24 protein-coding genes are annotated in these 26,910 nt (G+C 73.1%); 21 read left to right on the forward strand and 3 right to left on the reverse strand.

What is annotated here, in order from left to right; translation table 11 throughout:
- Positions 1-71 precede the first annotated feature (71 nt).
- Positions 72-638: a hypothetical protein gene (locus DCS98_RS18040; protein ID WP_116452782.1), complete on the forward strand. Its 567-nt coding sequence runs from the start codon at positions 72-74 to the stop codon at positions 636-638.
- Here DCS98_RS18040 and ileS read toward each other — a convergent pair.
- Positions 635-3,793 (reverse strand): isoleucine--tRNA ligase, encoded by a 3,159-nt coding sequence (ileS, locus tag DCS98_RS18045; protein WP_116452783.1) that lies wholly within the window; start codon positions 3,791-3,793, stop codon positions 635-637. The genes DCS98_RS18040 and ileS overlap by 4 nt on opposite strands.
- Positions 3,794-3,906: 113 nt before the next feature.
- On the opposite strand from ileS, the gene DCS98_RS18050 reads away from it, so the two are divergent.
- The 13 genes from DCS98_RS18050 to DCS98_RS18110 all read left to right on the forward strand — a co-directional run bounded on the left by DCS98_RS18050 (position 3,907) and on the right by DCS98_RS18110 (position 20,305).
- On the forward strand, positions 3,907-5,418 hold the full coding sequence (locus tag DCS98_RS18050; RefSeq protein ID WP_116452784.1) for a potassium/proton antiporter: 1,512 nt from the start codon (positions 3,907-3,909) through the stop codon (positions 5,416-5,418).
- Positions 5,419-5,558: 140 nt separating this feature from the next.
- Positions 5,559-6,797, forward strand: coding sequence for a DUF4032 domain-containing protein (locus tag DCS98_RS18055; protein ID WP_116452785.1), 1,239 nt, complete (start codon positions 5,559-5,561; stop codon positions 6,795-6,797).
- Between the two features lie 242 nt (positions 6,798-7,039).
- Positions 7,040-8,311, forward strand: a complete 1,272-nt coding sequence (locus DCS98_RS18060; RefSeq protein ID WP_241038305.1) for an extracellular solute-binding protein — start codon at positions 7,040-7,042, stop codon at positions 8,309-8,311.
- Positions 8,308-9,267, forward strand: a complete 960-nt coding sequence (locus tag DCS98_RS18065) for a carbohydrate ABC transporter permease (protein ID WP_116452787.1) — start codon at positions 8,308-8,310, stop codon at positions 9,265-9,267. Before DCS98_RS18060 ends, DCS98_RS18065 begins: the two co-directional genes overlap by 4 nt.
- 3 nt (positions 9,268-9,270) lie before the next feature.
- Positions 9,271-10,104 (forward strand): carbohydrate ABC transporter permease, encoded by an 834-nt coding sequence (locus DCS98_RS18070; RefSeq protein WP_116452788.1) that lies wholly within the window; start codon positions 9,271-9,273, stop codon positions 10,102-10,104.
- A gap of 47 nt (positions 10,105-10,151) precedes the next feature.
- The gene (locus tag DCS98_RS18075) at positions 10,152-11,408 is read left to right on the forward strand and encodes an ABC transporter ATP-binding protein (RefSeq protein WP_116452789.1); all 1,257 of its coding nucleotides are present in this window, start codon (positions 10,152-10,154) and stop codon (positions 11,406-11,408) included.
- A 20-nt stretch (positions 11,409-11,428) separates the two neighbouring features.
- A complete protein-coding gene (locus DCS98_RS18080) occupies positions 11,429-13,063 on the forward strand; it encodes a glycoside hydrolase family 13 protein (protein ID WP_476727146.1) in 1,635 nt (544 codons plus the stop codon).
- A gap of 35 nt (positions 13,064-13,098) precedes the next feature.
- On the forward strand, positions 13,099-13,662 hold the full coding sequence (lspA, locus tag DCS98_RS18085; protein WP_116452914.1) for a signal peptidase II: 564 nt from the start codon (positions 13,099-13,101) through the stop codon (positions 13,660-13,662).
- 35 nt (positions 13,663-13,697) lie between these two features.
- Positions 13,698-14,636, forward strand: coding sequence for an RluA family pseudouridine synthase (locus DCS98_RS18090; protein ID WP_241038307.1), 939 nt, complete (start codon positions 13,698-13,700; stop codon positions 14,634-14,636).
- Positions 14,637-14,647: 11 nt separating this feature from the next.
- Entirely contained in the window at positions 14,648-15,427 is a 780-nt protein-coding gene (locus tag DCS98_RS18095) for a CPBP family glutamic-type intramembrane protease (protein ID WP_116452792.1), read from the forward strand.
- A complete protein-coding gene (locus DCS98_RS18100) occupies positions 15,424-15,867 on the forward strand; it encodes a GNAT family N-acetyltransferase (protein ID WP_116452793.1) in 444 nt (147 codons plus the stop codon). Before DCS98_RS18095 ends, DCS98_RS18100 begins: the two co-directional genes overlap by 4 nt.
- A gap of 185 nt (positions 15,868-16,052) precedes the next feature.
- Entirely contained in the window at positions 16,053-19,613 is a 3,561-nt protein-coding gene (gene dnaE, locus DCS98_RS18105; RefSeq protein WP_116452794.1) for a DNA polymerase III subunit alpha, read from the forward strand.
- A 47-nt stretch (positions 19,614-19,660) separates the two neighbouring features.
- Positions 19,661-20,305, forward strand: a complete 645-nt coding sequence (locus DCS98_RS18110) for an LPXTG cell wall anchor domain-containing protein (protein ID WP_164704642.1) — start codon at positions 19,661-19,663, stop codon at positions 20,303-20,305.
- Here DCS98_RS18110 and DCS98_RS18115 read toward each other — a convergent pair.
- Positions 20,298-21,131 (reverse strand): LON peptidase substrate-binding domain-containing protein, encoded by an 834-nt coding sequence (locus DCS98_RS18115; protein WP_116452796.1) that lies wholly within the window; start codon positions 21,129-21,131, stop codon positions 20,298-20,300. The genes DCS98_RS18110 and DCS98_RS18115 overlap by 8 nt on opposite strands.
- A gap of 82 nt (positions 21,132-21,213) precedes the next feature.
- Between DCS98_RS18115 and hisD the strand changes: the two genes are divergently transcribed.
- Genes hisD through DCS98_RS18135 form a run of 6 tightly spaced genes read left to right on the forward strand, consistent with a single transcriptional unit; the run spans position 21,214 to position 25,429 of the window.
- Positions 21,214-22,518 (forward strand): histidinol dehydrogenase, encoded by a 1,305-nt coding sequence (gene hisD, locus DCS98_RS18120; RefSeq protein ID WP_116452797.1) that lies wholly within the window; start codon positions 21,214-21,216, stop codon positions 22,516-22,518.
- Positions 22,515-23,636, forward strand: a complete 1,122-nt coding sequence (locus DCS98_RS18125; RefSeq protein WP_116452798.1) for a histidinol-phosphate transaminase — start codon at positions 22,515-22,517, stop codon at positions 23,634-23,636. Before hisD ends, DCS98_RS18125 begins: the two co-directional genes overlap by 4 nt.
- Positions 23,633-24,229, forward strand: a complete 597-nt coding sequence (gene hisB / locus DCS98_RS18130; protein WP_116452799.1) for an imidazoleglycerol-phosphate dehydratase HisB — start codon at positions 23,633-23,635, stop codon at positions 24,227-24,229. Before DCS98_RS18125 ends, hisB begins: the two co-directional genes overlap by 4 nt.
- A gap of 4 nt (positions 24,230-24,233) precedes the next feature.
- The gene (locus tag DCS98_RS23115; protein WP_164704643.1) at positions 24,234-24,410 is read left to right on the forward strand and encodes a hypothetical protein; all 177 of its coding nucleotides are present in this window, start codon (positions 24,234-24,236) and stop codon (positions 24,408-24,410) included.
- Between the two features lie 24 nt (positions 24,411-24,434).
- Positions 24,435-24,806: a DUF7674 family protein gene (locus tag DCS98_RS23120; protein WP_164704644.1), complete on the forward strand. Its 372-nt coding sequence runs from the start codon at positions 24,435-24,437 to the stop codon at positions 24,804-24,806.
- Positions 24,803-25,429, forward strand: coding sequence for a nucleotidyltransferase family protein (locus DCS98_RS18135; RefSeq protein WP_241038309.1), 627 nt, complete (start codon positions 24,803-24,805; stop codon positions 25,427-25,429). Before DCS98_RS23120 ends, DCS98_RS18135 begins: the two co-directional genes overlap by 4 nt.
- Here DCS98_RS18135 and DCS98_RS18140 read toward each other — a convergent pair.
- Positions 25,377-26,126: a hypothetical protein gene (locus tag DCS98_RS18140; protein WP_116452800.1), complete on the reverse strand. Its 750-nt coding sequence runs from the start codon at positions 26,124-26,126 to the stop codon at positions 25,377-25,379. The two genes, DCS98_RS18135 and DCS98_RS18140, sit on opposite strands and share 53 nt — an antisense overlap.
- A gap of 117 nt (positions 26,127-26,243) precedes the next feature.
- Between DCS98_RS18140 and hisH the strand changes: the two genes are divergently transcribed.
- Positions 26,244-26,882: an imidazole glycerol phosphate synthase subunit HisH gene (gene hisH, locus DCS98_RS18145; RefSeq protein WP_116452801.1), complete on the forward strand. Its 639-nt coding sequence runs from the start codon at positions 26,244-26,246 to the stop codon at positions 26,880-26,882.
- Positions 26,883-26,910 lie beyond the last annotated feature (28 nt).

A 26,910-nucleotide genomic window follows, 5' to 3' on the forward strand; every position in this document is an offset into this window, starting at 1 on the left:
CCGGACACCGTCCGGGGGCCCTGTCGCGTGCCGAGGGGTGGACGACCGCGATCCGCCCTACAGTCGCACCCGTGATCTTGGCTGCCGGCCTGCTCGTGCTCGCGGGCCTCGGGCTCTTCGTCGGAGGCGTGCTCACCGGGGTGACCGCGCTCTACTGGGGCTGCGTCGCCGCCTGCGTGGTGGCGGCGGTGCTGCTGCTCCTCGCCCGGCGGCAGATCGCCACCGCCCCGGCGAAGGCGCCCGCAGCCCCCGGGCCGCCGCCGGCCGAGCGCACGACGGCCGGCACGACGACGGCGCCCGCGGCGGACGAGGGCGAGACCGCGGGAGCGGCAGCCGGGGCCACGGCCGCGTCGGCGGCCGAGACCGCGGTCGAGGAGCCGGTCGCCGAGGCCGGGGACCCGCCGGTCGAGGAGGTGGAGGTCACCGACCTGCTCATCGTGGTCGACCTCAAGGACGAGGTGCTCGTGGTCGACGAGCACCCGCGCTACCACCTGGCCGGCTGCCGCTACCTGGCCGGGCACACACCCATCCCGCTGCCGCTGGACGAGGCGCGGACCGACGGCTTCACGCCGTGCGCCGTCTGCGCGCCCGACCGCAACCTCGCCCAGCGGGCGCGCGATGCGAAGGCGGCGGGTTAGCTCCGCGCCACCCAGAAGCGCAGGCCCTCGGGGCCGTCGAACCCGGCACCCTCGCCGGCGGTGCCCGCGTGGACCGCGGAGGCGAGCACCTCCCCGGCGACCTGGTCGCCGTGCTCGGTGAGCGCCGTGCGGATCCGAGCTGCGCCGTCGCCGTCGGCGGTCCACCAGAGCGCGATCCGGTCGCTGACCTCCAGGCCGCTGGACTTGCGCGCCTCCTGCACCAGCCGGACCACCTCGCGGACCAGGCCGGCGCGCTCGAGCTCCGGGGTCAGCGTGAGGTCCAGGGCCACGGTGAGCCCACCGCCGCTGGCGACCGTCCAGCCCTCCCGTGGCGTCTCGGTGACGACCAGGTCGCCCTCCTCCAGCGCCACCCGCGTCCCGTCGACCTCGACCGCGGCGGTACCGGCGCGGTAGGCGGCGGTCAGCTCCGCGGCGTCGGCCGCCGCGACCGCCGTGGCCACCGCCTGCACCTGCTTGCCCAGCCGGCGGCCCACGGCGCGGAAGTCCACCTTGAGGCTGACGTCGACCAGCTCGCCGACCGCCGACAGCTCCGCGAGCTCGGCCACGTTCAGCTCGTCGGCCACCTCGGCGACGAGGTCGCGGGGCAGCGACGTCCAGCCGGGCGCCGCCACGACGGCGCGGGCCAGCGGCTGGCGCGTGCGCACCTTGGCCGAGGTGCGCGCGGACCGGCCCAGCTCGACGAGCCGGCGGACCAGGTCGACCTGCGCCACCAGGGCGTCGTCCCGGGCCCCGGTGTCCACCTGCGGCCACGCGGCCAGGTGCACGGAGTCCGGCGCGCCCGCGGCGAGGCCCGGGAGCACCGCGCGCGTCCAGACCTCCTCCGTGACGAACGGGGTGAACGGCGCCATGAGGCGGGTCAGCCCGTCGAGCACCTCGTGCAGGGTGCCCAGCGCGGCCGGGTCGCCGTCCCAGAACCGGCGCCGCGACCGGCGGACGTACCAGTTGGACAGGTCGTCGACGAACTGCGCGATGAGCCGCCCGGCGCCCTGGGTGTCGAAGTCCTCCAGCGCGGTCGTGACGCCGTCGGTGACCGCCGCCAGCTCGGCCAGGGCCCACCGGTCCAGCAGCGGCCGCTCGGCGGCCGGCGGGGCCGGGGAGGCCGCCGGGTCCCATGCGTTGGCCGACGCGTACAGGGTGAAGAAGCTCGCGGTGTTCCAGTAGGTGAGCAGCACCTTCCGGACGACCTCGGACAGCGTCTCGTGCCCGACCCGGCGCGCCGACCACGGCGAGCCGCCGGCCAGCATGAACCAGCGGACGGCGTCGGCGCCGTGCCGGTCCATCAGCGGGATCGGCTCGAGGATGTTGCCCAGGTGCTTGCTCATCTTGCGGCCGTCCTCGGCGAGGATGTGGCCGAGGCACAGCACGTTCTCGTACGAGCTCTTCTCGAACACGAGGGTGCCGACCGCCATCAGCGTGTAGAACCAGCCGCGGGTCTGGTCGATCGCCTCGGCGATGAACTGCGCGGGGTAGCTCGCCTCGAACTCCGCCCGGTTGCGGTGCGGCGCGCCCCACTGGGCGAAGGGCATGGAGCCGGAGTCGTACCAGGCGTCGATGACCTGGCGGACCCGCCGGAACGTGCCCTCCTCGCCGGGCAGCGTGAAGGTGACGTCGTCGATGAACGGCCGGTGCGGGTCGACGTCGGACAGGTCGCGGCCGGTCAGCTCGGAGAGCTCGGCCAGCGACCCGACGGCGACCAGCCGCTGCGGGTCCGCGTCGTTGCGCCAGATCGGCAGCGGGGTGCCCCAGTAGCGGTCGCGGGACAGCGCCCAGTCCACGTTGTTGTGCAGCCAGTCGCCGTAGCGGCCGGTCTTGATGCTCTCCGGGTACCAGTTGGTCTTCTCGTTCTCGGCGAGCAGCTGGTCCTTGATCTGGCTCGTCCGGATGTACCAGGACGGCTGCGCGTAGTACATGAGCGGCGTGTGGCAGCGCCAGCAGTGCGGGTAGCTGTGCTCGTACCGCAGCTCCCGGAAGAGGACGCCACGGTTCTCCAGGTCCTCGACGAGGGCGGCGTCGGCCGCCTTGAAGAAGTGCCCGCCGACCAGCGGGACCTCGGGCAGGAAGTGCCCGGACGGGTCGATCGGGTTGACCACGGGCAGCCCGTAGCCCCGGCAGACCGCGAGGTCCTCGGCGCCGAACGCGGGGGACTGGTGCACCAGCCCCGTGCCGTCGTCGGTGGTGACGTAGTCGGCGAGGACGACGTAGTGGGCGTCTCCCTCGGGGAACTCCACCAGCTCGAAGGGCCGCTGGTAGTGCACCCGCTCCCAGTCGCGGCCGGTCGTGCGCGCCAGCACCTCGGCGTCCTCACCGAGGACGGCGGTCAGCAGCGGCTCGGCGACGACGAACGTCCCCGCGTCGGTCCGCGCCACCAGGTAGGTGACGTCGGGGTGCACGGCGACCGCGGTGTTGGACGGCAGCGTCCAGGGCGTCGTCGTCCAGACCAGCAGGTCGGCCTTGCCGGCCCACTCGCCGTCGGTGACCGGGAGCCGGACGTAGACCGACGGGTCGGTCAGCGTCTCGTAGCCCTGGGCGACCTCGTGGTCGGACAGGCCCGTCCCGCAGCGCGGGCAGTAGGGCGCGACGCGGTGGTCCTCGACGAGCAGCCCCTTCTCGAAGATCTGCTTGAGCGACCACCAGACGCTCTCGATGTAGGCCGGGTCCATGGTCCAGTAGGCCGTGGACATGTCCACCCAGTAGCCCATGCGCCGGGTGAGGTCGGAGAACGCGTCCACGTGCCGCTCGACCGACTCGCGGCACCGGGCGTTGAACTCGGCGATGCCGTACCGCTCGATGTCGGGCTTCCCGGCGAACCCGAGCTCCTGCTCGACGGCGATCTCGACCGGCAGGCCGTGGCAGTCCCAGCCCGCGCGGCGCGGCACGTGGTAGCCCTGCATCGTCTTGAAGCGGGGGAAGACGTCCTTGAAGGCGCGCGCCTCGATGTGGTGGGTGCCGGGACGGCCGTTGGCGGTGGGCGGCCCCTCGTAGAAGACCCACTGCGGCTTGCCCGCGGACGCCTCGAGCGTCCGGTCGAAGACCTTGCCCTCCTCCCAGCGCTGCAGGATCCGCTGCTCCACGGCCGGCAGGTCGACCTGCGGGGGGAGCGCGGCGAAGGGACCGGCGGGGGAGGGAGAACTCACGCCACCATTCTCCCCGACCCGCCAAACCGGTTGCGGGCGCGTCCGGATGCGGGCCCGTCGGGGAACGGGTGGGGCGCACCCGTACGGGACACTGTCGCCGTGGACGGTGCCTGGTGAACACCACAGTCACCGTCGCCCTCGCCGTCGGGGCGCTCGTCGTGCTCGTCGCCGCGGTCGCGTTGCGACTGGCCGACCGCGTCGGACTGCCCAGCCTCCTGCTGTACCTCGCGCTCGGCCTGGCGCTGGGCGAGAGCGGCCTGGGGGTGCAGTTCGAGGACGCCGAGCTGACCCAGACCCTCGGCGTCGCCGCGCTCGTGATCATCCTGGCCGAGGGCGGGCTGACCACCCGCTGGGCGGACGTGCGCCGGGCGATCGGGCCCGGGATCTCCCTCGCGACCGTCGGGGTCGTGGTCAGCGTGGCCGTCACGGCGTCGGTCACCGTCGCCCTGCTCGACGTGTCGTGGGGATTCGCGCTGCTGCTCGCCGCCGTCCTCAGCTCGACCGACGCCGCCGCCGTCTTCGCGGCCCTGCGCCGGCTGCCGCTGCCCCGCCGCCTCGCCGCCTCCATCGAGGCGGAGAGCGGCCTCAACGACGCCCCCGCCATCCTGCTGGTCACCGCGATCGCCGCGGAGCTCACCGAGGCCGCCGAGCACGCCTGGTGGCTGATCGCGCTCGAGGTCGTCGCCGAGCTGGCCGGCGGCGCGGCGATCGGCGTCCTCATCGGTGTCGCCGGCGCAGAGCTGCTCCGCCGGGTCGCGCTCCCGCTGGCCGGCTTCTACCCGCTGGCCATGCTCGCCCTCTGCGTCCTGGCCTTCGCCACGGCGTCGCTCCTGCACACCTCCGGCTTCGTCGCCGTCTACCTGTGCGGGGTGGTCCTCGGCAACGCCGCGCTCCCGCACCGGTCGGCCAGCATCGGGTTCGCCGAGGGCATGGCGTCGCTGGCGCAGATCGGGCTGTTCGTGCTGCTGGGTCTGCTGGCGTCGCCGGAGCGGCTGCTCGGCGCGCTGGGGCCGGCGCTCGTGGTCGGCGGCGTGCTGCTGCTGGTCGCCCGCCCGATGTCGGTGGTGGTCAGCCTGCTGTGGTTCCGCATGCCCTGGGCGCAGCAGGCGTTCGTGTCCTGGGCGGGGCTGCGGGGGGCGGTCCCCATCGTGCTGGCCACCTTCCCGCTCACCCTCGACGTCCCGGGCGCCACGGTCATCTTCGACACCGTCTTCGTGCTGGTCGTCGTCTTCACGCTGGTCCAGGGGTGGTCCCTGCCCTGGGTGGCCCGCCGGCTGCGCATCGCCGCACCGGTCACCCCGCGCGACGTCGAGGTCGAGTCGGCGCCGCTGGAGGAGCTGGAGGCCGACCTGATGCAGCTGACGGTGCCGCCGGGGTCGCGGCTGCACGGCGTCTACCTGCCCGAGCTGCGCCTCCCCGAGGACGCCGCCGTCGTCCTCATCGTCCGCGAGGGCCGCTCGTTCGTGCCCGACCCGTCCACCCGGCTGATGCGCGGGGACCAGGCGCTCCTGGTGTCGGCCCGGCGCTCCCGCCCCGAGGCGGAGCGGCGGCTGCGCGCGGTCAGCCGGGCCGGTCGGCTGGCCACCTGGCGCGGTGAGGACGGCCGCGCGACGGGGGCCGACTGATCGGAGGACCCTCCTGCAGGGGCCCACCACTCGCGAGCTCGTGGCGGGCCCCTGCAGGAGGGCCGTTCCACCACGTCACCGGCGTCTCTGGCATCGTGGACGCGGGGTGGACGGCGCCGTCCACGGGTCAGGAGCGCGCCATGCGGTTCCTCTTCCGTCCCCCGGCCGCCGAGGCCACGGGGCTGCTCAGCCTGCCCTGGGACCGGCCGCTGGCCGAGTGGGACGCAGGCCTGCTCATGGAGGTGCCCCAGCGCGGCATCTCGCGGCACGTCGTCCGCTTCGCCGCGAGCGGCGGCCACGTCTTCGCGCTCAAGGAGATCAACGAGCGCCTCGCCCGCCACGAGTACGCGCTGCTCGGCGAGTTCGAGGAGGAGGGGCTGCCGACGGTCTCGGTGCTGGGCATCTGCGTCGACCGGCCCGACGACCAGGAGGCCATCCTGGTCACCCGGTACCTCGAGTACTCGATGTCCTACCGCTGGCTGTTCTCCAGCCCCCGTGCCGGGCACTCGGCCGAGCGGCTGCTCGACACGATGGTCGAGCTGCTCGTCCGGCTGCACCTGGCCGGCGTCTTCTGGGGCGACTGCTCGCTGTCCAACACCCTCTTCCGCCCCGACGCCGGCGCGCTGGCGGCCTACCTGGTCGACGCGGAGACCGCCGAGCGCTACCCCACGCTCTCGCCGGGCCAGCGGGCCTACGACGTCGACCTGGCGCGCGAGCGGGTCGGGGCGGAGCTGCTCGACCTCCAGTTCGGCGGGCTGCTCCCCGAGGGCATCGACCCGATCGCCACCGCCGAGGGGCTGCCGGCCCGGTACGAGGCGCTCTGGGACGAGGTCACCCACGAGCAGGTCTTCGGCGTCGACGAGCAGCAGTGGCGGATCGCCGAGCGGCTGCAGCGCCTCAACGACCTGGGGTTCGACGTCGGCGAGGTGGAGCTCATCACCTCGCCGGAGGGGGCCAAGCTGCGCGTGGAGACGCGGGTGGCCGAGCCCGGCCAGCACCGCCGGGAGCTGCTCCGGCTCACCGGGCTCGAGGTGCAGGAACGCCAGGCGCGCCGGCTGCTCAACGACATCGTCGCCTACCGCGCCTGGCTGGAGCAGAAGTCCGGGAAGCCGGTCGCGGAGTCCCTGGCGGCCCACCGGTGGCTGGCCGAGGTCTACCAGCCGGTCGTGGAGTCGATCCCGCCGGAGCTGGCCGGCCGGCTGGCACCGGCCGAGGTGTTCCACGAGGTGCTCGAGCACCGCTGGTTCCTGTCGGAGAAGGCCAAGCGAGACGTGGGGACGGCGGCGGCCGCCCGGTCCTACGTCGACAACGTCCTGCCGCAGACGCCCAAGGAGGTCACCACGCCGTCGGTGATCGCCGGGCTCACCCCGGACGCCTGAGCGGCGCGACGCGCCGGAGCGACACGCGGGCACGTCTCGGTCAGGTCCCGATCCGGCGGATCCGCATCGCTTCGAATTGACACCCCCTGTGAGCTGCACCACGCTCCGAAGATCGCGGTGACCACCCGTCGCTGTCGCGCCAACGGAGGCGATGACCGATGCAGAAACCTGCTGGCCACGGACGACCCAGCCCCGGGTCGACCACCCACCGGAGTGCCGGGGGGAGGTCTCGGAGGCGAGGCGTGGCGGGCGCCGCGGTCCTTCTCGTCACCGCGGGGACGCTCGCCGCGTGCGGCGGCGACAGCGGCGGCGCGTCCTCGCTGACGTGGTACATCAACCCCGACTCCGGCGGACAGGCGGAGATCGCCAGCCGGTGCACCGAGGAGGCCGGCGGCGCGTACACGATCAGCACCGCCCAGCTGCCCCGCGAGTCGGCCCAGCAGCGCGAGCAGCTCGTCCGACGGCTGGCCGCCGAGGACGACTCCATCGACCTGATCAGCCTCGATCCGCCCTACATCCCCGAGTTCGCGCAGGCCGGCTTCCTGGCCCCGGTGCCGGAGGACGTCGCGGAGCGGGTGACCGAGGGCGTCGTCCAGAGCGCCATCGACGGGTCCACCTGGAACGACGAGCTGGTGGCCGTCCCGTTCTGGGCCAACACCCAGCTGCTCTGGTACAAGAAGTCGGTCGCCGAGGCGGCCGGGTTGGACCCGGAGAACGAGCCGGTCACGTGGGACCAGCTCGTGCAGGCCGCCGAGGAGCAGGACACCACGATCGCGGCCCAGGGCATCCGTGCCGAGGCCCTGACCGTGTGGCTCAACGCGCTCATCGAGTCGGCGGGCGGTTCCATCATCGAGGAGACCGCCGACGACCCGGCCGACATCCAGCTCGGTCTCGAGTCCGACGCCGCGGTGGCGGCCGCCGAGGTCATGAAGTCGGTGAGCACCGTGGGCGGGCCCGCCTTCTCGACGGCCGGTGAGGACGCCAACGTCACCGACTTCGAGGAGGGCGACGCCGCCTTCATGGTGAACTGGCCGTTCGTCTGGGGTCGTGCCCTGGCGGCGGTCGAGGCCGGCACGCTCGACCAGTCGGTCCCCGACGACTACGGGTGGGCGCTGTACCCGCGGGTGCTCGAGGACGAGCCGAGCGCGCCCCCCTACGGCGGGATCAACCTCGTCGTCGGGGCCTTCAGCCGGAACGTCGACGCCGCCTACGAGGCCGCCGAGTGCATCGTCTCGGAGGAGAACCAGGCGTACTACTTCACGACCAACGGCAACCCGGCGTCCAAGGCCTCCGTGTACGACGACCCCGAGGTGATCGACGTCTTCCCGCAGGCGCCGGTCATCCGCGAGTCCCTCGAGGCCGCGGCGCCGCGACCGCAGACCGTCTACTACAGCGAGGTCTCCGGCGCGCTCCAGCGCGAGTACCACCCGGCGAGCTCGATCGATCCGCAGACCGTCGGCACGCAGGCCGCCGACCTGATCACCGCCGTCCTGGCAGGGGAGCAGCTGCTGTGAGTACGACGACCCTTCCCCCCACCGAGAAGACCACACCGGTCTCGGCACCCAAGGGCACGATCAGCGACCGCGCGCGCAGCGAGCGCAAGCTCGGCTGGCTGCTGGCCGGGCCGGCGTTCATCGTCATGCTGGCGGTCACCGCCTACCCGATCCTGCAGGCGGTCTACGAGTCGCTGTTCTCCTACCGGCTCACGGACCCGGACAACCGCGAGTTCAACGGGCTGACCAACTACGGCGTCATCCTCAGCGACCCCCTGTGGTGGCAGTCGATCTGGGTCACCGTGCTGATCACCGTGGTCACCGTCGCGGTGGAGCTCGTCCTCGGCTTCGCTCTCGCGATGGTCATGGCCAAGGCGCTCAGCTCCATCCGGCCGATCCTCCGGGCGGCGATCCTCATCCCGTACGCCGTCATCACCGTGGTGTCGGCCTTCGCCTGGCAGTTCGCCTTCGACATCAACACCGGCTTCGTGAACAGCTGGTTCGCCTGGCTACCGGGGGTGTCGGCCGACACCGACTGGTTCGGCTCGTTCGGCACGTCGATCCTCGTCATCTGCCTGGCCGAGATCTGGAAGACCACGCCGTTCATCTCGCTCCTGCTCCTGGCGGGCTTGGCGCAGGTGCCCGAGGTGCTGCAGGAGGCGGCCCAGGTCGACGGGGCGACGTGGTGGCAGCGGCTGTGGCGGGTGACCATCCCGAACATGAAGGCGGCGATCATGGTCGCCCTGCTCTTCCGCACCCTGGATGCGTTCCGCGTCTTCGACAGCATCTTCATCATGACCGCCGGCGCGAACGGCACCGAGTCGGTCTCGTTCCTGGCCTACCGGCAGACCATCGCCCGGTTGGAGATCGGGCTGGGGTCGGCGGTCTCGGTGCTGCTGTTCATCACCGTGGTGCTCATAGCCCTGGGCTTCATCAAGGGCTTCAAGGTCGACCTGTCTTCGGCGCGGGGGGAGTGACCGGTGTCCACTCGGAAGAAGGTCCTGTGGTGGATCGGCGGCGTGGTCATCGTGCTCTACGCGCTCTTCCCGATCGCGTGGATCATCTCGATCTCGCTCAAGGCGCCGTCGGACATCGCCAACGGGCAGTTCCTGCCGACCAACGTCTCGTGGAGCAACTACGAGGACATCCTCACCGGTAGCGCCAGCGATCTGTTCCTGCCCGCGCTGCGCAACTCCTTCGGCATCTGCCTCATCGCGACGGCCATCAGCTGCCTGCTCGCCATGTTCGCCGCCTACGCCATCGCCCGGCTCGATTTCCCGGGCAAGCGGCTGATCCTGTCCACGGCGCTCGCGGTGGCGATCTTCCCGGTCATCTCGATCGTGACGCCGCTGTTCAACGTGTGGCGCCAGATCGGCCTCTACGACACCTGGCTCGGGCTGATCCTCCCGTACCTGTCGCTGACCCTGCCGATCTCGATCTGGACGATGTCGGCGTTCTTCCGCGAGATCCCGTGGGAGATGGAGCAGGCCGCCCAGGTGGACGGCGCCACCACCTGGCAGGCGTTCCGCAAGGTGATCGTGCCGCTGGCCGCGCCGGGGGTGTTCACCACGGCGATCATCGCGTTCTTCATCGCCTGGAACGACTTCGTCTACGGCATCGTCCTGACCTCGACCGAGGCGGCCCGGCCGGTGCCCGCAGCGCTGGGCCTGTTCAGCGGTGCGTCGCAGTTCGAGGACCCGACGGGCGCCATCGCCGCGGCCGCGCTGATCGTGACGGTCCCCGTGGTCGTCCTCGTCCTGCTCTTCCAGCGGCGCATCGTCGCCGGCCTCACCAACGGCGCCGTCAAGGGCTGACCGTTCCCGACTCCGTTTCCGACCCACCCACCGAAGGGGACGAACCGATGGCCTCCATCGAGATGCGCAACATCGTCAAGCAGTACGGGGACGGTTTCCCCGCCGTGAACGACGTCAGCCTGGACATCGCCGACGGCGAGTTCATGATCCTGGTCGGCCCGTCCGGCTGCGGGAAGTCGACCCTGCTGCGGATGATCGTCGGCCTCGAGGACATCACCAGTGGCGACATGATCATCGGGGGGAAGCGGGTCAACGACCTGGCTCCCCGCGACCGCAACCTGTCGATGGTGTTCCAGAACTACGCGCTGTACCCGCACATGACGGTGTTCGAGAACATCGCCTTCCCGCTGCGGCTGTCGAAGACCCCGGATGACGAGGTGCGCCGCCGGGTCAACGAGGCCTCCGACGTCCTCGAGCTCAAGGACCACCTCGAGCGCAAGCCGGCCAACCTCTCCGGCGGTCAGCGCCAGCGCGTCGCCATGGGCCGGGCGATCGTCCGCCAGGCCGAGGCGTTCCTCTTCGACGAGCCGCTGTCCAACCTCGACGCCAAGCTCCGCGGCCAGATGCGCACGGAGATCTCCCGGCTGCAGCGGCGCCTGGGCATCACCACCGTCTACGTCACCCACGACCAGACCGAGGCGATGACGCTGGGCGACCGGGTCTGCGTCCTGCGGAAGGGCAAGATCCAGCAGGTCGCGTCGCCGCGCGAGCTCTACGAGCAGCCGGTCAACCTGTTCGTGGCCGGCTTCATCGGCTCCCCGCCGATGAACTTCCTGCCGGCGACGCCGAAGGGCAACACCCTGGAGATGCCCTTCGGCACGATCGAGCTCGACGAGAAGCGCGCCGGCCAGATCGCCGGCCGCGACCTGGTCCTGGTCGGCATCCGTCCCGAGTACTTCGAGGACGCGACGCTGGTGGAGGAGTCCAAGCGGCCGCACGGGTCGACGTTCACCGCGCGCGTCGACGTCACCGAGTGGCTGGGCGACTCGCAGTTCGCCTACATCCCCTACGAGGCGCCCGAGGCCGTCACCTCCCAGCTGCGCGAGCTCTCGCGCGAGCTGGACTCCGAGGAGCTGCGCACGCAGGCCATCGTGTCGATCGACTCCACCAGCAGGATCCGCGAGGGCCGCGACGCGGAGTTCTGGCTGGACACCCGCAAGGTGCACGTCTTCGACCCGCAGACCGGCGAGAACCTGACCCGGGACGCCGAAGCCGGCGCCGAGCTCACGCGCATGGCCACGCAGGACCGGGTGGAGCAGGTCGACGAGGCGCGGGGCGAGACCACCTCGCTCGGAGCCGCCTGAGCCGCGCGCCGGACGCCGGGATCGCCGGTCCCGGCGTCCCGTGGTGGCGCGACGCCGTCGTCTACGAGGTCTACCTGCGCAGCTTCGCCGACTCCGACGGCGACGGCATGGGCGACCTCGGGGGCCTCCGCCGGCGGCTGCCCTACCTGGCCGACCTCGGCGTCGACGCCGTCTGGATCACCCCCTGGTACCCGTCGCCGATGGCCGACGGCGGGTACGACGTCGCCGACTACCGGGACATCGACCCGCGCTTCGGGACGCTCGCCGACGCCGACGCGCTGCTGGCCGAGGCGCACGCCCTCGGCCTGCGGGTGATCGTCGACCTGGTGGCCAACCACACCTCCGAGCAGCACCCGTGGTTCGCCGCGGCGCTGGCCGCGGGGCCGGGCTCGCCCGAGCGCGAGCGGTACTTCTTCCGCGACGGCCGGGCCGGCGGAGCGGAGCCGCCCAACGACTGGGTCAGCGCCTTCGGTGGCGGTGCGTGGACCCGCGTCACCGAGCCCGACGGGCACCCGGGGCAGTGGTACCTGCACCTGTTCGCGCCGCAGCAGCCCGACCTCGACTGGTCGACCCCGCAGGTGGCCGACGAGTTCGACGCGATCCTGCGCTTCTGGTTCGACCGCGGGATCGACGGCGTGCGGGTGGACGCCGCACCGGCGATGGCCAAGGCGCCGGGCCTGCCCGACGCCGGGCACGCCCCCGGGGCGGCGTTCGAGTCCCGGAACTGGGTGGGCAACCCGCACTGGGACGTCGACGCAGTGCACGACATCCTCCGGCGCTGGCGCCGGATCGGGGACTCCTACGGCGGTGACCGCCTGTTCGTGACCGAGGCGGTGGTCAACGGCCCCGAACGGCTCAGCCGCTACGTCCGCCCCGACGAGATGCACACCACCTTCAACTTCGACTACCTGACCTCGCCCTGGGACGCGGCCGCGCTGCGCCAGGTGGTCGACAGCACGCTGGCCGCGCTGGAGCCGGTCGGCGCACCGGCCACGTGGGTGTTCTCCAGCCACGACGAGACCCGGCACGTGACCCGCTTCGGCCGGGCGTGGACGGGCGCGGCCTTCGGGGGCGCCGCCCTGCCGGCCTCGGAGACCGATCTCGAGCTCGGCCTGCGGCGGGCGCGGGCGGCCGCCCTGCTCACCCTGGCCCTGCCCGGCTCCGCCTACGTCTACCAGGGGGAGGAGCTGGGGCTGCCGGAGGTGGAGGACCTGCCGGAGGAGGCGCTGCAGGACCCGACGTGGGAGCGCTCCGGGCGCACCGTGCGGGGACGGGACGGCTGCCGCGTCCCCCTTCCCTGGGAGGGCGACCGGCCACCGTTCGGGTTCACCACCGGTGCCGCCACCTGGCTGCCGCAGCCCGCGGGGTGGGCGCGCCTCACGGCCGCGGCCCAGCACGACGACCCGGGCTCGACCCTCTCGCTCTACCGGGCGGCGCTGCGGCTGCGCCGCCGGCTGCGGGGCACCGGGATGAGCTGGCGCGACGCCCCGGAAGGGGTGCTCGCGTTCGACCGCGGACCCCGGTTCCGGTGCGTCGTGAACCTCGCCGCCGAGCCGGTGGACCTCGCCGGGCAGGGCGAGGTGCTCCTCGCCAGCGGCCCCTGCGGCGCGGAGCTGCCGGCTGACACCGCGGTGTGGCTCGCGCCCGGCGGATGACCTCGGCGCCGCCGCGCGCGGCTATCGTCGTCGGCGTGACCGAGCAGCCCGAACCCGTGGGAGCGCCGGCGCCCGCGCGCCGGCCCCGCACGCGGCTGCTGCTCTCGCTGGCCGCCGCCGTCCTCGTGACCGACCTGGTGACCAAGCTGGTCGTGGTCGCCACCATCGAGCCGGGGGAGGACATCCGGCTGCTCGGGGGCGCGCTCTACCTCACCAACCTGCGCAACACCGGGGCGGCGTTCTCCTTCGCCGAGGGGTTCACGGTCCTGTTCACGCTCGTCGCCGTGGCGGTCGCGGTGGTCATCGTCCGCACGGCACGGCGGCTGTTCTCCACAGCCTGGGCGGTGACCCTCGGGCTGGTCCTCGGCGGCGCGCTCGGCAACCTGGTCGACCGGATCTTCCGCGACCCCGGCTTCCTGCGCGGGGGAGTGGTCGACTTCCTCTCCGTCTTCGGCCCCGACGGCAACGTCTGGCCGGTGTTCAACGTCGCCGACTCCGCGATCGTCTGCGGCGGGATCCTCGGGGCCCTGCTGGCCCTGCGCGGCATCGAGTTCGACGGCTCGCGGGCCAAGGACAGCGCCGCGGCCGATCCCGCCTGAACCGGTCGGCCGCGCACGCAGGTCACAATGGGGACGTGACCTCCACTGCCGGCATGCACCGGGCGCTCCCGGTGCCCGACGGGCTCGAGGGGCAGCGGGTCGACCAGGCGCTCTCCCGGCTCTTCGGGCTCTCCCGGACCGCGGCGGCCGACGTCGCCGACGCCGGCAACGTCGTCGTCGACGGCAGGGTGCGGGGCAAGGGCGACCGGCTGAGCGCGGGCAGCTGGCTCGAGGTGGAGCTGCCGCCGCCGCCCGGCGACCCGGTGGCGCCCGAGCCGGTCGTCGGGATGACCGTCCTCCACGACGACGACGACCTGGTCGTCGTCGACAAGCCGGTCGGCGTGGCGGCCCACCCGAGCCCGGGCTGGGACGGCCCGACCGTGATCGGCGGGCTCGCGGCCGCGGGCTACCGGATCTCGACCTCGGGTGCCGCCGAGCGCCAGGGGGTGGTCCACCGCCTCGACGCCGCCACCACCGGTGTCATGGTCGTCGCCAAGAGCGAGCGCGCCTACACCGCGCTGAAGGCGGCGTTCAAGCAGCGCACGGTCGAGAAGGGCTACCACGCCCTGGTCCAGGGCCACCCCGACCCGTCCCGGGGCACCATCGACGCGCCGATCGACCGCCACCCGAAGCACGACTGGCGGTTCGCCGTCGTGCAGGGCGGGCGTCCGTCGGTGACCCACTACGAGGTCGTCGAGGCGTTCCCGGCGGCGAGCCTGGTCGACATCAGGCTGGAGACGGGGCGCACCCACCAGATCCGGGTGCACTTCTCCGCGCTGCGCCACCCGTGCGTCGGCGACACGACCTACGGTGCCGACCCGACGCTCGCGGCCCGTCTGGGGGTGTCGCGCCAGTGGCTGCACGCCGTCCGGCTGGGGTTCCCGCACCCCGCCGACGGGCGCTGGGTCGAGTTCACCAGCGAGTACCCGCCCGACCTCGCCGGCGCGCTGGCCGTCCTGCGCGCCGAGGCCTGAACGGCCCCGTCGTGACCGGCCTGCCGGTGGCCCTGGGCGACTTCGGCCCGGCCGCGCTCGCGGCCGTCGTCGTCGCCGGGTACCTGGTGGTCGGCGAGCCGCTGGTCGGGCACGTCCTGCACCGCCGGTTCGAGGGGCGGCTGCGCAGCGACCCGGGGGCCCGCCGCTCCTTCTACCGGCGGCTGCTGGTGCTCGAGTGGGGGCTGGCCGTCCTCGCCTACGTCGTCTGGCTCTCGGCCCCGGGCGTCGATGCGGGCGCGGTGGGGCTCCGGTGGCCGCAGCGGTGGCCGGGCCTGCTCACCTCCGTCGTCGTGGTGCTCGTGGTGCTGTTCGTCTGGGTGTCCACCCGGGCACTCCGCGGCGGCGCCCTGCTCGAGGCGCCACCCGTGCGCCGGCCGGGCGAGGGACGGCACAGCGAGCCGCCCGGCCACGCCACGCTCGCCCTGCTGCCCCGCACCACCGGGGAGCGGCGGCTGTTCACCCTCGTCGGCCTCACCGCCGGGGTCTGCGAGGAGTGGCTCTACCGGGGCTTCTTCCTCGCCGTGGTCGCCGCCCTGGCCGGCGGGCTGCCGGACCCGGCGCTGGTCGTCGTCGCCGCGGCCGCGTTCGGGCTGGCCCACGCGTACCAGGGCACTGTCGGGGTCGTCACGACCGGCGTCCTGGGCGGGGTCATGGCCGCCGTCTATCTGGACACCGGGTCGCTGCTGCTGCCGGTCGTGCTGCACGCGCTCATCGACCTCCGGTTCCTGCTCGTACCGGCCCGGGTGCTCCCGGCGGGGCGGACGGCGTGACCGCCCGGATCGCGGAACCGGCCGACTGGGCGGAGATCGTGGCCCTGCGCACCCGCGTCTTCGTCGACGAACAGGGGGTGCCGCCGGAGATCGAGCAGGACGACGCCGACGCGACGGCGGTGCACGGGGTGTCCCGGGACGCCGGCGGTGCCGTCGTCGCCACGGGCCGGCTGCTGCTCCGGGACGACGGGACGGCGGCGATCGGGCGCATGGCGACCGACGCGGCCGCCCGCGGCCGGGGGCACGGAGCGGCCGTCCTCGCCGTGCTCCAGGACGAGGCCCTGCGGCGGGGCGCGGCCGCCGTGGAGCTGCACGCGCAGGTCACCGCCCGCGGCTTCTACGAGCGCGCCGGCTACTCGGCGGTGGGCCCCGAGTACCTCGAGGCGGGCATCGCCCACCTGACGATGCGGCGGGTGCTGCGCCCGCCGGGGCGGGTGTGACGGATCGGTCCGCCTGTGAGGAGACACGTCCTGTCAGACCCTCGGCGTAGACACCAACCAGTGCGAGGATCGGGGTCACCCCCGAGACCCTCTCCGGAGGCCTCGCACGCCGGTCTTCCCCGCCGGTCGCCCGCCGGAGTCCCTGCCGGCCGGGCACGCACGACCATTGAGGAGCACGACCGCCCGTGAGCAGCTCGTCCGATTCGTTCGCGCACCTCCACGTCCACACCGAGTACTCGATGCTGGACGGCGCGGCCAAGCTGCCCGAGGTCACCGCGGCCGCGGCCGCCCAGGGCATGCCCGCGCTGGCGATGACCGACCACGGGAACGTCTTCGGCGCCTACGACTTCTACAAGCAGGCGACCGGCGCGGGCGTGAAGCCGATCATCGGCATGGAGGGCTACTACACGCCCGGTTCACGGTTCGACCGCGCGCCCTTCGACTTCGGCGACAACCTCATCGACGAGGAGGGTGACGGCGGATCCAACCGCGGCAAGGCCGCCTACACCCACATGACGCTGCTGGCCCGCACCACGGAGGGCATGCACAACCTCTTCCGCATCTCGTCGCTGGCCAGTCTCGAGGGGCAGTACCGCAAGCCACGCTTCGACCGCGACCTGCTGGAGCGGTACGGCGCGGGCCTGATCGCCACGACCGGCTGCCCGTCGGGCGAGGTCAACATGTGGCTGCGCGCGGGCAAGGAGGACAAGGCCCGCCAGGCGGCGGCGGACTTCCAGGACATCTTCGGCAAGGAGAACTTCTACGCCGAGCTGATGGACCACGGCCTGTCCATCGAGAAGAAGACCCGGCCGGCGCTGCTCGCGATCGCCAAGGACCTCGGCATCCCGCTGCTGGCCACCAACGACCTGCACTACACGCACAAGGAGGACGCCGCCGCCCACGACGCCCTGCTGTGCATCCAGACCGGCTCCCGCCTGAACGAGACCAACCGCTTCCGGTTCAACGGCGACGGCTACTACCTGAAGAGCGCCGCGGAGATGCGTGCGCTGTTCCCCGGCGACCTCCAGGTCGCCTGCGACAACACGCTGCTCGTGGCCGAGCAGTGCGAGGTGACCTTCACCGAGGGCGCCGACCTCATGCCGCGGTTCCCGCTCCCGCCGGGGGAGGACGAGACCTCCTGGTTCATCAAGGAGGTCGAGCGCGGGCTGCACAAGCGCTACCCGGGCGGCATCCCCGACCACGTGCGCAAGCAGGCCGACTACGAGACCGGGATCATCTGCCAGATGGGCTTCCCGGGGTACTTCCTCGTGGTCGCCGACTTCATCAACTGGGCCAAGGACAACGGCATCCGCGTGGGTCCCGGCCGTGGCTCGGCCGCCGGGTCGCTCGCCGCCTACGCGATGGGCATCACCGACCTCGACCCGCTGGCCCACGGACTGATCTTCGAGCGGTTCCTCAATCCCGAGCGCGTCTCCATGCCCGACGTCGACATCGACTTCGACGACCGCCGGCGCGGCGAGGTCATCCGCTACGTCTCGCAGAAGTACGGCGAGGAGCGGGTCAGCCAGATCGTCACCTACGGCACCATCAAGGCGAAGGCCGCGATCAAGGACGCCGCGCGCGTGCTCGACCGCCCGTACTCGGTGGGCGACGAGCTGACCAAGCTCATGCCGCCGGACGTCATGGGCAAGGGGATCCCGCTGTCGGGCGTCTTCGACCCCGCGCACCCGCGGTACAAGGAGGCCGCGGAGTTCCGGGCCCGCTACGAGTCCGACCCCGGCGCCGCGGAGGTCGTCGACCAGGCGAAGAAGCTCGAGGGCCTGAAGCGGCAATGGGGCGTGCACGCCGCCGGCGTCATCATCGGCCGGCACCCGCTGATCGACAGCATCCCGATCATGCGGCGCGAGGCCGACGGCGCCGTCATCACGCAGTTCGACTACCCGACCTGCGAGACGCTCGGCCTGCTCAAGATGGACTTCCTGGGCCTGCGCAACCTGACCGTCCTCGACGACGCGCTGCGCAACATCGTGGCCAACGGCAAGGAGCCGGTGGACCTCGACGAGATCAGCAAGGACCTCACCGACAAGGCCACGTACGAGCTGCTGTCCCGCGGTGACACCCTCGGCGTGTTCCAGTTCGACGGCGGGCCGATGCGCTCGCTGCTGCGGCTCATGCGGCCGGACAACTTCGAGGACATCTCCGCCGTCGGCGCGCTCTACCGGCCGGGCCCGATGGGTGCGAACTCGCACACGAACTACGCGCTGCGCAAGAACGGCCAGCAGGAGATCACGCCGATCCACCCGGAGCTGGCCGAGCCGCTCGAGGAGATCCTGGGCCAGACCTACGGTCTGATCGTCTACCAGGAGCAGGTCATGGCGATCGCGCAGAAGGTCGCCGGGTACTCGCTCGGCAAGGCCGACCTGCTGCGCCGCGCGATGGGCAAGAAGAAGAAGTCGGTCCTGGACGCCGAGTACGTCGGCTTCGAGGCCGGCATGAAGGAGAACGGGTACTCCGCCGCGGCGGTCAAGACGCTCTGGGACATCCTCGTCCCGTTCGCCGACTACGCCTTCAACAAGGCGCACTCCGCCGCCTACGGCCTGATCTCGTACTGGACGGCCTTCCTCAAGGCCAACTACCCGGCCGAGTACATGGCCGGCCTGCTCACCAGCGTCCAGGACGACAAGGACCGACGCCCCGTCTACCTGGCCGAGTGCCGCCGCATGGGCATCAAGGTGCTGCCCCCGGACGTCAACGAGTCGTCGTGGGACTTCACCGCCGTCGGCACCGACATCCGCTTCGGCCTGGCCTCGGTGCGCAACGTGGGGCACAACGTCGTCGAGTCGATCGTCAAGGCGCGCGAGGAGAAGGGCGCGTTCAAGGACTTCGCCGACTTCATGCGCAAGATCGACACGGTGGCCTGCAACAAGAAGGTCATCGAGTCCCTCGCCAAGGCCGGCGCCTTCGACTCCCTCGGCCACTCCCGCCAGGGCATCGTCGCCATCCACGCCCAGGCCGTGGACTCCGCGATGGGGCTCAAGCGCAGGGAGGCCGAGGGCCAGTTCGACCTCTTCGGCAGCTTCGGCGGGGACGACCCGGCCGACGACCCGTTCGGCACCGCCCTCGACATCGTGATCCCGACCGCGGACTGGTCCAAGAGCGAGCGGCTGATGTTCGAGCGCGACATGCTCGGCCTCTACGTGTCCGACCACCCGCTGCACGGCGTCGAGCACGTGCTGGCCGCCAACGCCGACACCCCGATCGCCGAGATCAACGCCGGCGGCGTCGAGGACGGCGCAAACGTCACCATCGCCGGCATCCTCACGGCGGTCTCCCCGCGCACCAACAAGCAGGGGGCACCGTGGGCGATCGCCACGCTGGAGGACCTCGAGTCCGGCATCGAGGTGCTCTTCTTCCCCAAGACCTGGGCGGAGGTCTCGGAGAAGATCGTCCGCGACCAGATCGTCGTGGTGAAGGGGCGGATCAGCCGGCGCGACGACCAGCCCTCGCTCTTCGGCTCCGAGGTCATCATCCCCGAGCTCACCGAGGGCCCGCGCGGTCCGGTGCTCGTCTCGATGGCGGCGGCGCGCTGCACGCCGCCGGTGGTGGAGCGCCTGCGCGAGGTGCTCGGCAGCCACCCGGGCACCACCGAGGTGCAGCTCAAGCTGGTCAACGGCAGCCGCGAGACGGTGCTGCGGCTCGACCAGGGGCTGCGGGTGCGCCCGAGCACGGCGCTCATGGGCGACATCAAGGCCCTGCTCGGGCCGACCAGCGTCGCCCTGCTGTGACGGAGGACGGGGCGGCGGCTGCCAGGAACCCGATGTTCACTGGGGCGGTGAGCTCCTCGCCGCCGTTCGCCGCTCCCACGACCGAGGGGGACCCGCCCGGCCCGCCGCCGGCACCCGGATCCTGGGCCCCGGCGTCGGCGATGTGGCGCGGCTGGCCCGAGGTGCGGGCCGACCTGCGCAGCTCGGTCCTGCTCGTGCTGGCCCTCGCGCTGGCCGGAGTCCCGGCCGGCCTGCTGTGGTGGGCACTGGCCCCGCGCGCGGACTTCCGGGTCACCGACGCCGGGCCCGAGGCGATCGGCCAGGTCAGCGGGGAGCTGCTCGTCGCCGACGACGCCGTGTACGCGCTGGTGCTGCTCGGTGTCGGCCTGCTCGCCGGTGCGGCCGCCTGGTTCCTGCGCCGGCGCAGGGGCGTGGCCACCGTGCTCGCGCTCGCCCTGGGCAGCTGCGCGGCCGCCGTCGTCGCCTGGCAGGTCGGCGAGCTGCTGGGCGCCGGGCCGTCGGAGGCCGAACTGGCCCAGGTGGGCGCCCGCGTGACCACGTCGCTGACCCTCGGATCGCCACCCGCGATGGCGCTGGCCCCGTTCGGGGCGTTGCTCGCCTACGTCGCCGCCGTCCTCTACGCGCGGGACGACGGCCTCGGCCGCACGGCCGAGGCGTCACCGGCCCGGACGGACCAGCCGACCGTCAGTTGACCGTCATCGGGGTCGCGAACTGGTGCAGCGGCACCGGCACGGCGCCCAGGGTCTGCAGCAGGGTCAGCTCCCGCCGCAGCAACCGGGCCTCGTGCGCCAGGCGCCGCCGGGTCGCCGACTCCGCGAGCAGCGCCTGCCGGTCCTCGGTCGTGAGCAGCGCCGCCGACGCGACCAGGTAGGACAGCGCAGCCGGGTCGTCGCTCACCGCCTCCAGCAGCACCGCCGTCTCCGCGTCGACGGTCGGCTCGCCGTCGTCGTCGCCCCCGCCGCTGCCCAGGTCGGCCACCTCGGCCACGTACCGGGTGAACAGGTCGCGCACCCCCGAGCAGAGGACGTCGAGCGAGCCGCGGGCGACCGCAGCCACGACCTCGTCCAGGCCGTCGTCGCACGGCGGGCCGCTCTCCGCGGTGCCGGGGACGACGAGACCGTCGGTGTCGCCGGCGGCCTCCTCGGCCGCCTCCTCCTCGGACAGCCACTCGACCACGCCCTGCAGGTACGGCGGGTCCTCACCCACGACCACCTCGAGCAGCCGGAAGCGCTCGCCGCCCACGGTGACGATGCGGAAACCGCCGTCGGGCTGGGGACGGACGGCCTGCACCCGGGCGGTGCAGCCGACGTCGTAGAGGGCCTCGGCGGGGGCGACCTGCTCCACCTCCCAGCCCTGCCGGATGGCCACGACGCCGAAGAACCGCCTGTCGCCGGACTCCGGATGGCCGAGCAGATCGCGCATCAGCCGGCGGTACCGGGGCTCGAAGATCTGCAGCGGCAGCACGATGCCGGGGAACAGGGGCGTCCCGAGCGGGAACAGCGGGATGAGCTCACCCATGACCCCACCGTACGGGCGCGGGGCAGCGGGACACCGGCGCTGGCTACCCTGGAGCCCCGACCCCGTCACCTCGGAGGCCCCCGTGCTCGCCCGCATCGACCTGCGCGGATCCGCGCTGCCCGGGCAGCGGGACCTCGCCGGGCTCCTTCCGCGCGCCGCCACCGACATCGACTCGGTCATGGCGACCGTCCGCCCGCTCTGCGAGGACGTCCGGATCCGGGGCGCCCAGGCGGTGCGCGAGATCACCGCCCGCCTCGACGGCGTCGACGCCGAGGACTTCGCCGTCCCGCAGGAGGCGCTGGACCGGGCGCTGGCCGAGTGCGACCCGACGCTGCGCGCCGCCCTCGAGGAGGCGATCAGCCGGGTCCGGACGGTGCACGCCGACCAGCGCCGCACCGACGTGACCACCGAGGTCGTCCCCGGCGGCACGGTGACCGAGCGCTGGGTCCCGGTGCGCCGCGTCGGCCTGTACGTCCCCGGTGGCCTCGCACCGCTGCTGTCCAGCGTCGTGATGAACGTCGTTCCCGCGCAGATCGCCGGCGTGGAGTCGATCGCCGTCGCCTCCCCGCCGCAGCGCGACCACGGCGGTCTGCCCGACCCCGGCGTCCTCGCCGCGTGCGCGCTGCTCGGGATCACCGAGGTCTACGCGGTCGGCGGCGCCCAGGCGGTGGCGGTCTTCGGCTACGGGGCCGGGTCCTGCGAGCCGGTCGACATGGTCACCGGTCCCGGCAACGTCTACGTGACGGCGGCCAAGCGGCTGCTGCGCGGGCGGATCGGCATCGACTCCGAGGCGGGCCCGACCGAGGTCGCGATCCTGGCCGACGACACCGCCGACCCCGCGCACGTGGCCGCCGACCTGATCAGCCAGGCCGAGCACGACCCGCTGGCGGGCGCCGTCCTGGTGACCACCAGCGAGGAGCTGGCCGACGCCGTCCTCGACCTGGTGCCCGGCCAGGTCGCGGCGACCAAGCACTCCGACCGGATCACCGTCGCCCTGGACGGCACCCAGTCGGGCATCGTGCTGGTCGACGACCTCGACGCCGGCGTGCGCGTCGTCGACGCCTACGCGGCCGAGCACCTGGAGATCCAGACCCGGGACGCGCGGGAGGTGGCCGCGCGCGTGCGCAACGCCGGCGCGATCTTCGTCGGCGCCTGGTCGCCGGTGTCGCTGGGCGACTACTGCGCCGGGTCCAACCACGTGCTGCCGACGGGTGGTTGCGCCCGGTTCTCCAGCGGCCTGTCGGTGCAGTCGTTCCTGCGCGGCATCCACGTCGTCGAGTACGACCAGCAGGCGCTCGCCGGCGTCGCCGGGCACATCGACGCCCTGGCCGGGGCCGAGGACCTGCCGGCCCACGCGGCTGCGGTCAGGATCCGGCAGGGCCGGTGACCGACCCGACCGAGCTCCCGCTGCGGCCGGAGCTGCGGGGGCGCTCGCCCTACGGCGCCCCGCAGCCGCCGGCCGCGCACCGGCTCAACACCAACGAGAACCCGCACCCGCTGCCGGCGGAGCTGCTCGCCGACCTCGGTGCCGCACTGGGCTCCGCGGCACTGGAGCTCAACCGGTACCCGGACCGGGACGCCCTCGCGCTGCGCGCCGACCTCGCCGCCTACCTCACCCGCACCAGCGGCGAGCAGATCGCCCGGGAGCAGGTCTGGGCGGCCAACGGCTCCAACGAGGTCCTCCAGCAGGTGCTGCAGGCCTTCGGCGGAGCGGGCCGGACCGCGCTGGGCTTCACGCCGTCGTACTCGATGCACCCGATCCTGTCGGCCGGCACCGGCACGGCCTGGGTCGACGGCACCCGGCGGGCCGACTTCACCATCGACGCGGCGGCGGCGGTCGCCCAGGTGCGCGAGGTGCGACCCGACGTCGTCTTCGTGACCAGCCCCAACAACCCGACCGGCACCGCGGTCGCACTCGAGACGGTCGTGCAGATCCACGACGCCACCGGCGGCGTCGTGGTCGTGGACGAGGCCTACACCGAGTTCGCCCGGCCGGGAACGCCGTCGGCGCTGACCCTGCTGCCCGGTCGGCCGCGGCTGATCGTCAGCCGCACGATGAGCAAGGCGTTCGGGATGGCCGGCCTGCGGCTGGGCTACCTGGCCGCGGACCCCGCCGTCGTCGACGCCTTGCAGCTGGTCCGCCTGCCCTACCACCTGAGCTCGCTCACCCAGGCCGCCGCGCGCACCGCCCTGGCGCACACCGACGCGCTGCTGGCCACCGTCGACGCGGTGAAGGAGCAGCGCGACCGGATCGTGGCCGAGCTGCCGGCGATGGGGTTGACCAGCGTCCCGAGCGACGCCAACTTCGTGCTGTTCGGGCACTTCGCGGATGCGCACGCCGCCTGGCAGGCGCTGCTCGACCGGGGGGTCCTGGTCCGTGACGTCGGCCTGCCCGGCTGGCTGCGGGTGACGGCGGGGACCAAGGACGAGACCGACGCGTTCCTCACCGCGCTGGGTGAGATCGCGCCGGAGCACCGCACGACTCTGGGAGACTCACCGGCATGAGCCGCACCGCACGCGTCGAACGGGCGACCAACGAGACCAAGCTCGTGGTCGAGCTCGACCTCGACGGCACCGGCACCAGCTCGATCAGCACGGGCGTGGGCTTCTACGACCACATGCTCACCGCGCTGTCGAAGCACAGCGGCATCGACCTCACGGTGCGGGCCGACGGCGATCTGCACATCGACGCGCACCACACCGTCGAGGACGTCGCGATCGCGCTGGGCCAGGCGTTCGCGCAGGCGCTGGGCGACAAGCGGGGGATCACCCGCTACGGCGACGCGACGATCCCGATGGACGAGGTGCTCGCACAGGCCGCCGTCGATCTCTCCGGCCGGCCGTACTTCGTGCACGCCGAGCCCGAGGGCATGACGCCGATGATCGGGCCGGACTACCCGACCAGCCTGACCAAGCACGTGCTGGAGTCCTTCGCGTTCAACGCGCGGATCAGCCTGCACGTGCGGGTCCTCTACGCCGGCCGGGATGCCCACCACATCGTCGAGGGCCAGTTCAAGGCCCTGGCCCGCGCGCTGCGGCAGGCGGTCGCGATCGACCCGCGCGTCACCGACGTGCCCTCCACCAAGGGCGCGCTGTAACCCGGTGAACACCGGTCTGCTCCTGCTGCTCCTCGGCGGGTTCCTGCTCGGCGGCGCCTGGAGCGTCTGGCGCACCGACGAGGAGCACCCCGACCGCGGCGGACCGCAGGTCACGATGGCCGTCGTCCTGCTGCTGGCCGCCCTGATCGCCAGCGCGGCGGGCATCCTGCGCCTGGTCTGACCGCCCGGGCCGGCGAGAGGTGCGATGACCGACGACCTGCGCGCGAGGGCGAGCAACCTCGCGCTCGTCGGTGCGCTCACCTACGAGCACCCGGAGCTGCTGCCGATCCTCCACGGACACCTGGCGGACAACGGCGGCGAGGTCCTGCCCTACCTCTACGTCGCCGATGTCATGCGGTGGCTGGTCCTGCACCGGGAGGATCGACCGGACGTCTGCCGGGAGGTCTTCCGGTGGATGGAGGCCGCCTGGGACCGTGCGGACGACCACCAGCGGGACCTGATCGGTGCGGGCTTCGTCGAGGCGCTGCCGAACCCGGGCGAGGCCGGCGCCGCCGAGATGCGAGCGCTTCTCGGGCCGGACCTCCGCCGTCTCGACGCCTGGAACCCGCCGACGTGACCGCCACCGGGCGGTCGGCCCGAGGAACCGACGAGGAGCAGTTCCTCGGCATCGTCCTGGCCGATCCCGCGGTGCGGGCGGTGCTCGACCGGGCGCCCGGCCTCGGGGTCGGCGACTGGTGGTTGACCGCGGGCGTGTTGTTCCAGACGGTCTGGAACCACCTCACCGGCCGGCCCGGCGGCACCGGTATCCGGGACGCCGACTTCTTCTACTTCGATCCCGACACGTCGTGGGCCGCCGAGGACGCCGTCATCCGGGCAGGGGCGGAGCTGTTCGCCGACCTCCCGGTGCCTGTGGAGATCCGGAACGAGGCCCGCGTGCACCTCTGGTACGCCGACCGCTTCGGCATCCCGGCGCCGCCCTTCCGCGACTGCGCGCACGCCATCGACTCCTTCGCGGCGGTCTGCTGCTGCTACGGGGTGACGGTGGACGGCGCTGGGCAACCGCGGGTCTACGCGCCGCACGGCTACGCGGACCTGTTCGCGATGACCGTCCGGCCCAACCGCGGGCTCGCCCCTCGGCACGTCTACGAGGCCAAGGCGGCGCGCTGGCAGCAGGTGTGGCCCGAGCTCACCGTCCTGCCGTGGGATGCCGAAGCGCTGCACGTCCCCGGAACGCCGTGACCACGACGACGACAGCGCCCAGCGTCGCTGCGGCCGCCGGCACGGGACGACGTCGGCGCAGGTTCCGGGCCGCCGTGCCGCCCAGCCCCCACGCGACAGCCGCCGGGTAGCCGGGCGACCCGGGAACGGAGCGGGTCGTCGCGACGGCCGCAGCGGTCGCGACGGCGAGCACCCCAACACCCCAGGAGTCCCGCCGCGACGGTGCCGCGTCCCGGCCTTCGGCGAGGAGCACCTCGGTGGTGGCGGCCGCTGCGGCCAGGGTGATCCAGCCGGCGAACAGGCCCAGGGGCTCCCGGACGGCCCAGCGGGTGCCCCGGGAGCCGGGGTCGTCCGGGCTGTCGGCGCGCGACCGCCGGTACGCGGTCACCGCGGCGGCAGTCGTGGCGGCGATGGCGGGGAGCTGAAGCCGCGGCGGGTGCTGGAGGCGGACCCAGGCGCCGGCGAGCAGGTACCCCAGCGCAGCCGGCCATCCGGTCCGACGCAGGAGCGGCCCGTCGCTCCTCCCCGGACGCAGGGTCCTCACCGCGTAGGCCAGTGAGCCGGCGTAGATCGGGATCCAGATCCCGAAGGCGGCGTCGGCCGGCAGGACCACGCTCGGGCTCTCGTCGGACTCGCCGTAGTCCCCGGTCGCCCCGCTCACCAGACCGCCCACCACCGCGGCGGCCACCGCGCCCTGCCTCGCCCGGTCCCGGTCCATGCCCGCTCCTCCGTCGTCACCGCGACTGGTGCACCCGGCACTTCGGGACGCCCGGATCCGGTGGATGCGACGGGAACAGACCGGGGCCCGATCCCGCTGGTGGGTAGCGTGGCAGGCGTGAAGAAGGTGACGATCCTCGACTACGGGTCGGGCAACCTCCGGTCCGCCGAGCGGGCGCTGGCCCGCGTCGGCGCGGACGTGACGGTGACCGCGGACCCGCAGGCGGCGCTGGACGCCGACGGGCTGGTCGTCCCGGGCGTGGGTGCGTTCGCCGCCTGCATGCAGGGTCTGCGCGCCGTCGACGGCCCGCGCATCATCGGCCGCCGGCTGGCCGGTGGCCGCCCGGTCCTCGGCATCTGCGTGGGCATGCAGATCCTGTTCGACCGCGGCGTCGAGCACGGCCACGACGCCGAGGGCTGCGGCGAGTGGCCGGGCGTCGTCGAGCCGCTCGAGGCGCCGGTGCTGCCGCACATGGGCTGGAACACCGTCGAGGCGCCGCAGGACAGCGTGCTGTTCGACGGCCTGGCCGACCAGCGCTTCTACTTCGTGCACTCCTACGGCGTCCGCGAGTTCCCCCTCGCCGCCGACGGCCCGCCCAGCCCCCTGGCCAAGCCCAAGGTCACCTGGGCCGAGCACGGCGACAGGTTCGTCGCCGGTGTGGAGAACGGCACCCTCTCGGCCACGCAGTTCCACCCGGAGAAGAGCGGCGACGCGGGCGCCCAGCTGCTGACGAACTGGCTGCAGACACTCGACTGACCTGCGCGGGACGGCGCATCCCCGCACC

It is taken from the genome of Blastococcus litoris (genome assembly GCF_003075095.1).
Classification (GTDB): Bacteria; Actinomycetota; Actinomycetes; order Mycobacteriales; family Geodermatophilaceae; genus Blastococcus_B; species Blastococcus_B litoris.

Coding starts and splice junctions, on each gene's coding strand:
- DCS98_RS18055 (WP_116452785.1), top strand. CDS start 5,559: ATGCGGTTCCTCTTCCGTCCCCCGGCCGCCGAGGCCACGGGGCTGCTC.
- DCS98_RS18075 (WP_116452789.1), top strand. CDS start 10,152: ATGGCCTCCATCGAGATGCGCAACATCGTCAAGCAGTACGGGGACGGT.
- DCS98_RS18115 (WP_116452796.1), bottom strand. CDS start 21,131: ATGGGTGAGCTCATCCCGCTGTTCCCGCTCGGGACGCCCCTGTTCCCC.
- hisB (WP_116452799.1), top strand. CDS start 23,633: ATGAGCCGCACCGCACGCGTCGAACGGGCGACCAACGAGACCAAGCTC.
- DCS98_RS23120 (WP_164704644.1), top strand. CDS start 24,435: ATGACCGACGACCTGCGCGCGAGGGCGAGCAACCTCGCGCTCGTCGGT.
- DCS98_RS18140 (WP_116452800.1), bottom strand. CDS start 26,126: ATGGACCGGGACCGGGCGAGGCAGGGCGCGGTGGCCGCCGCGGTGGTG.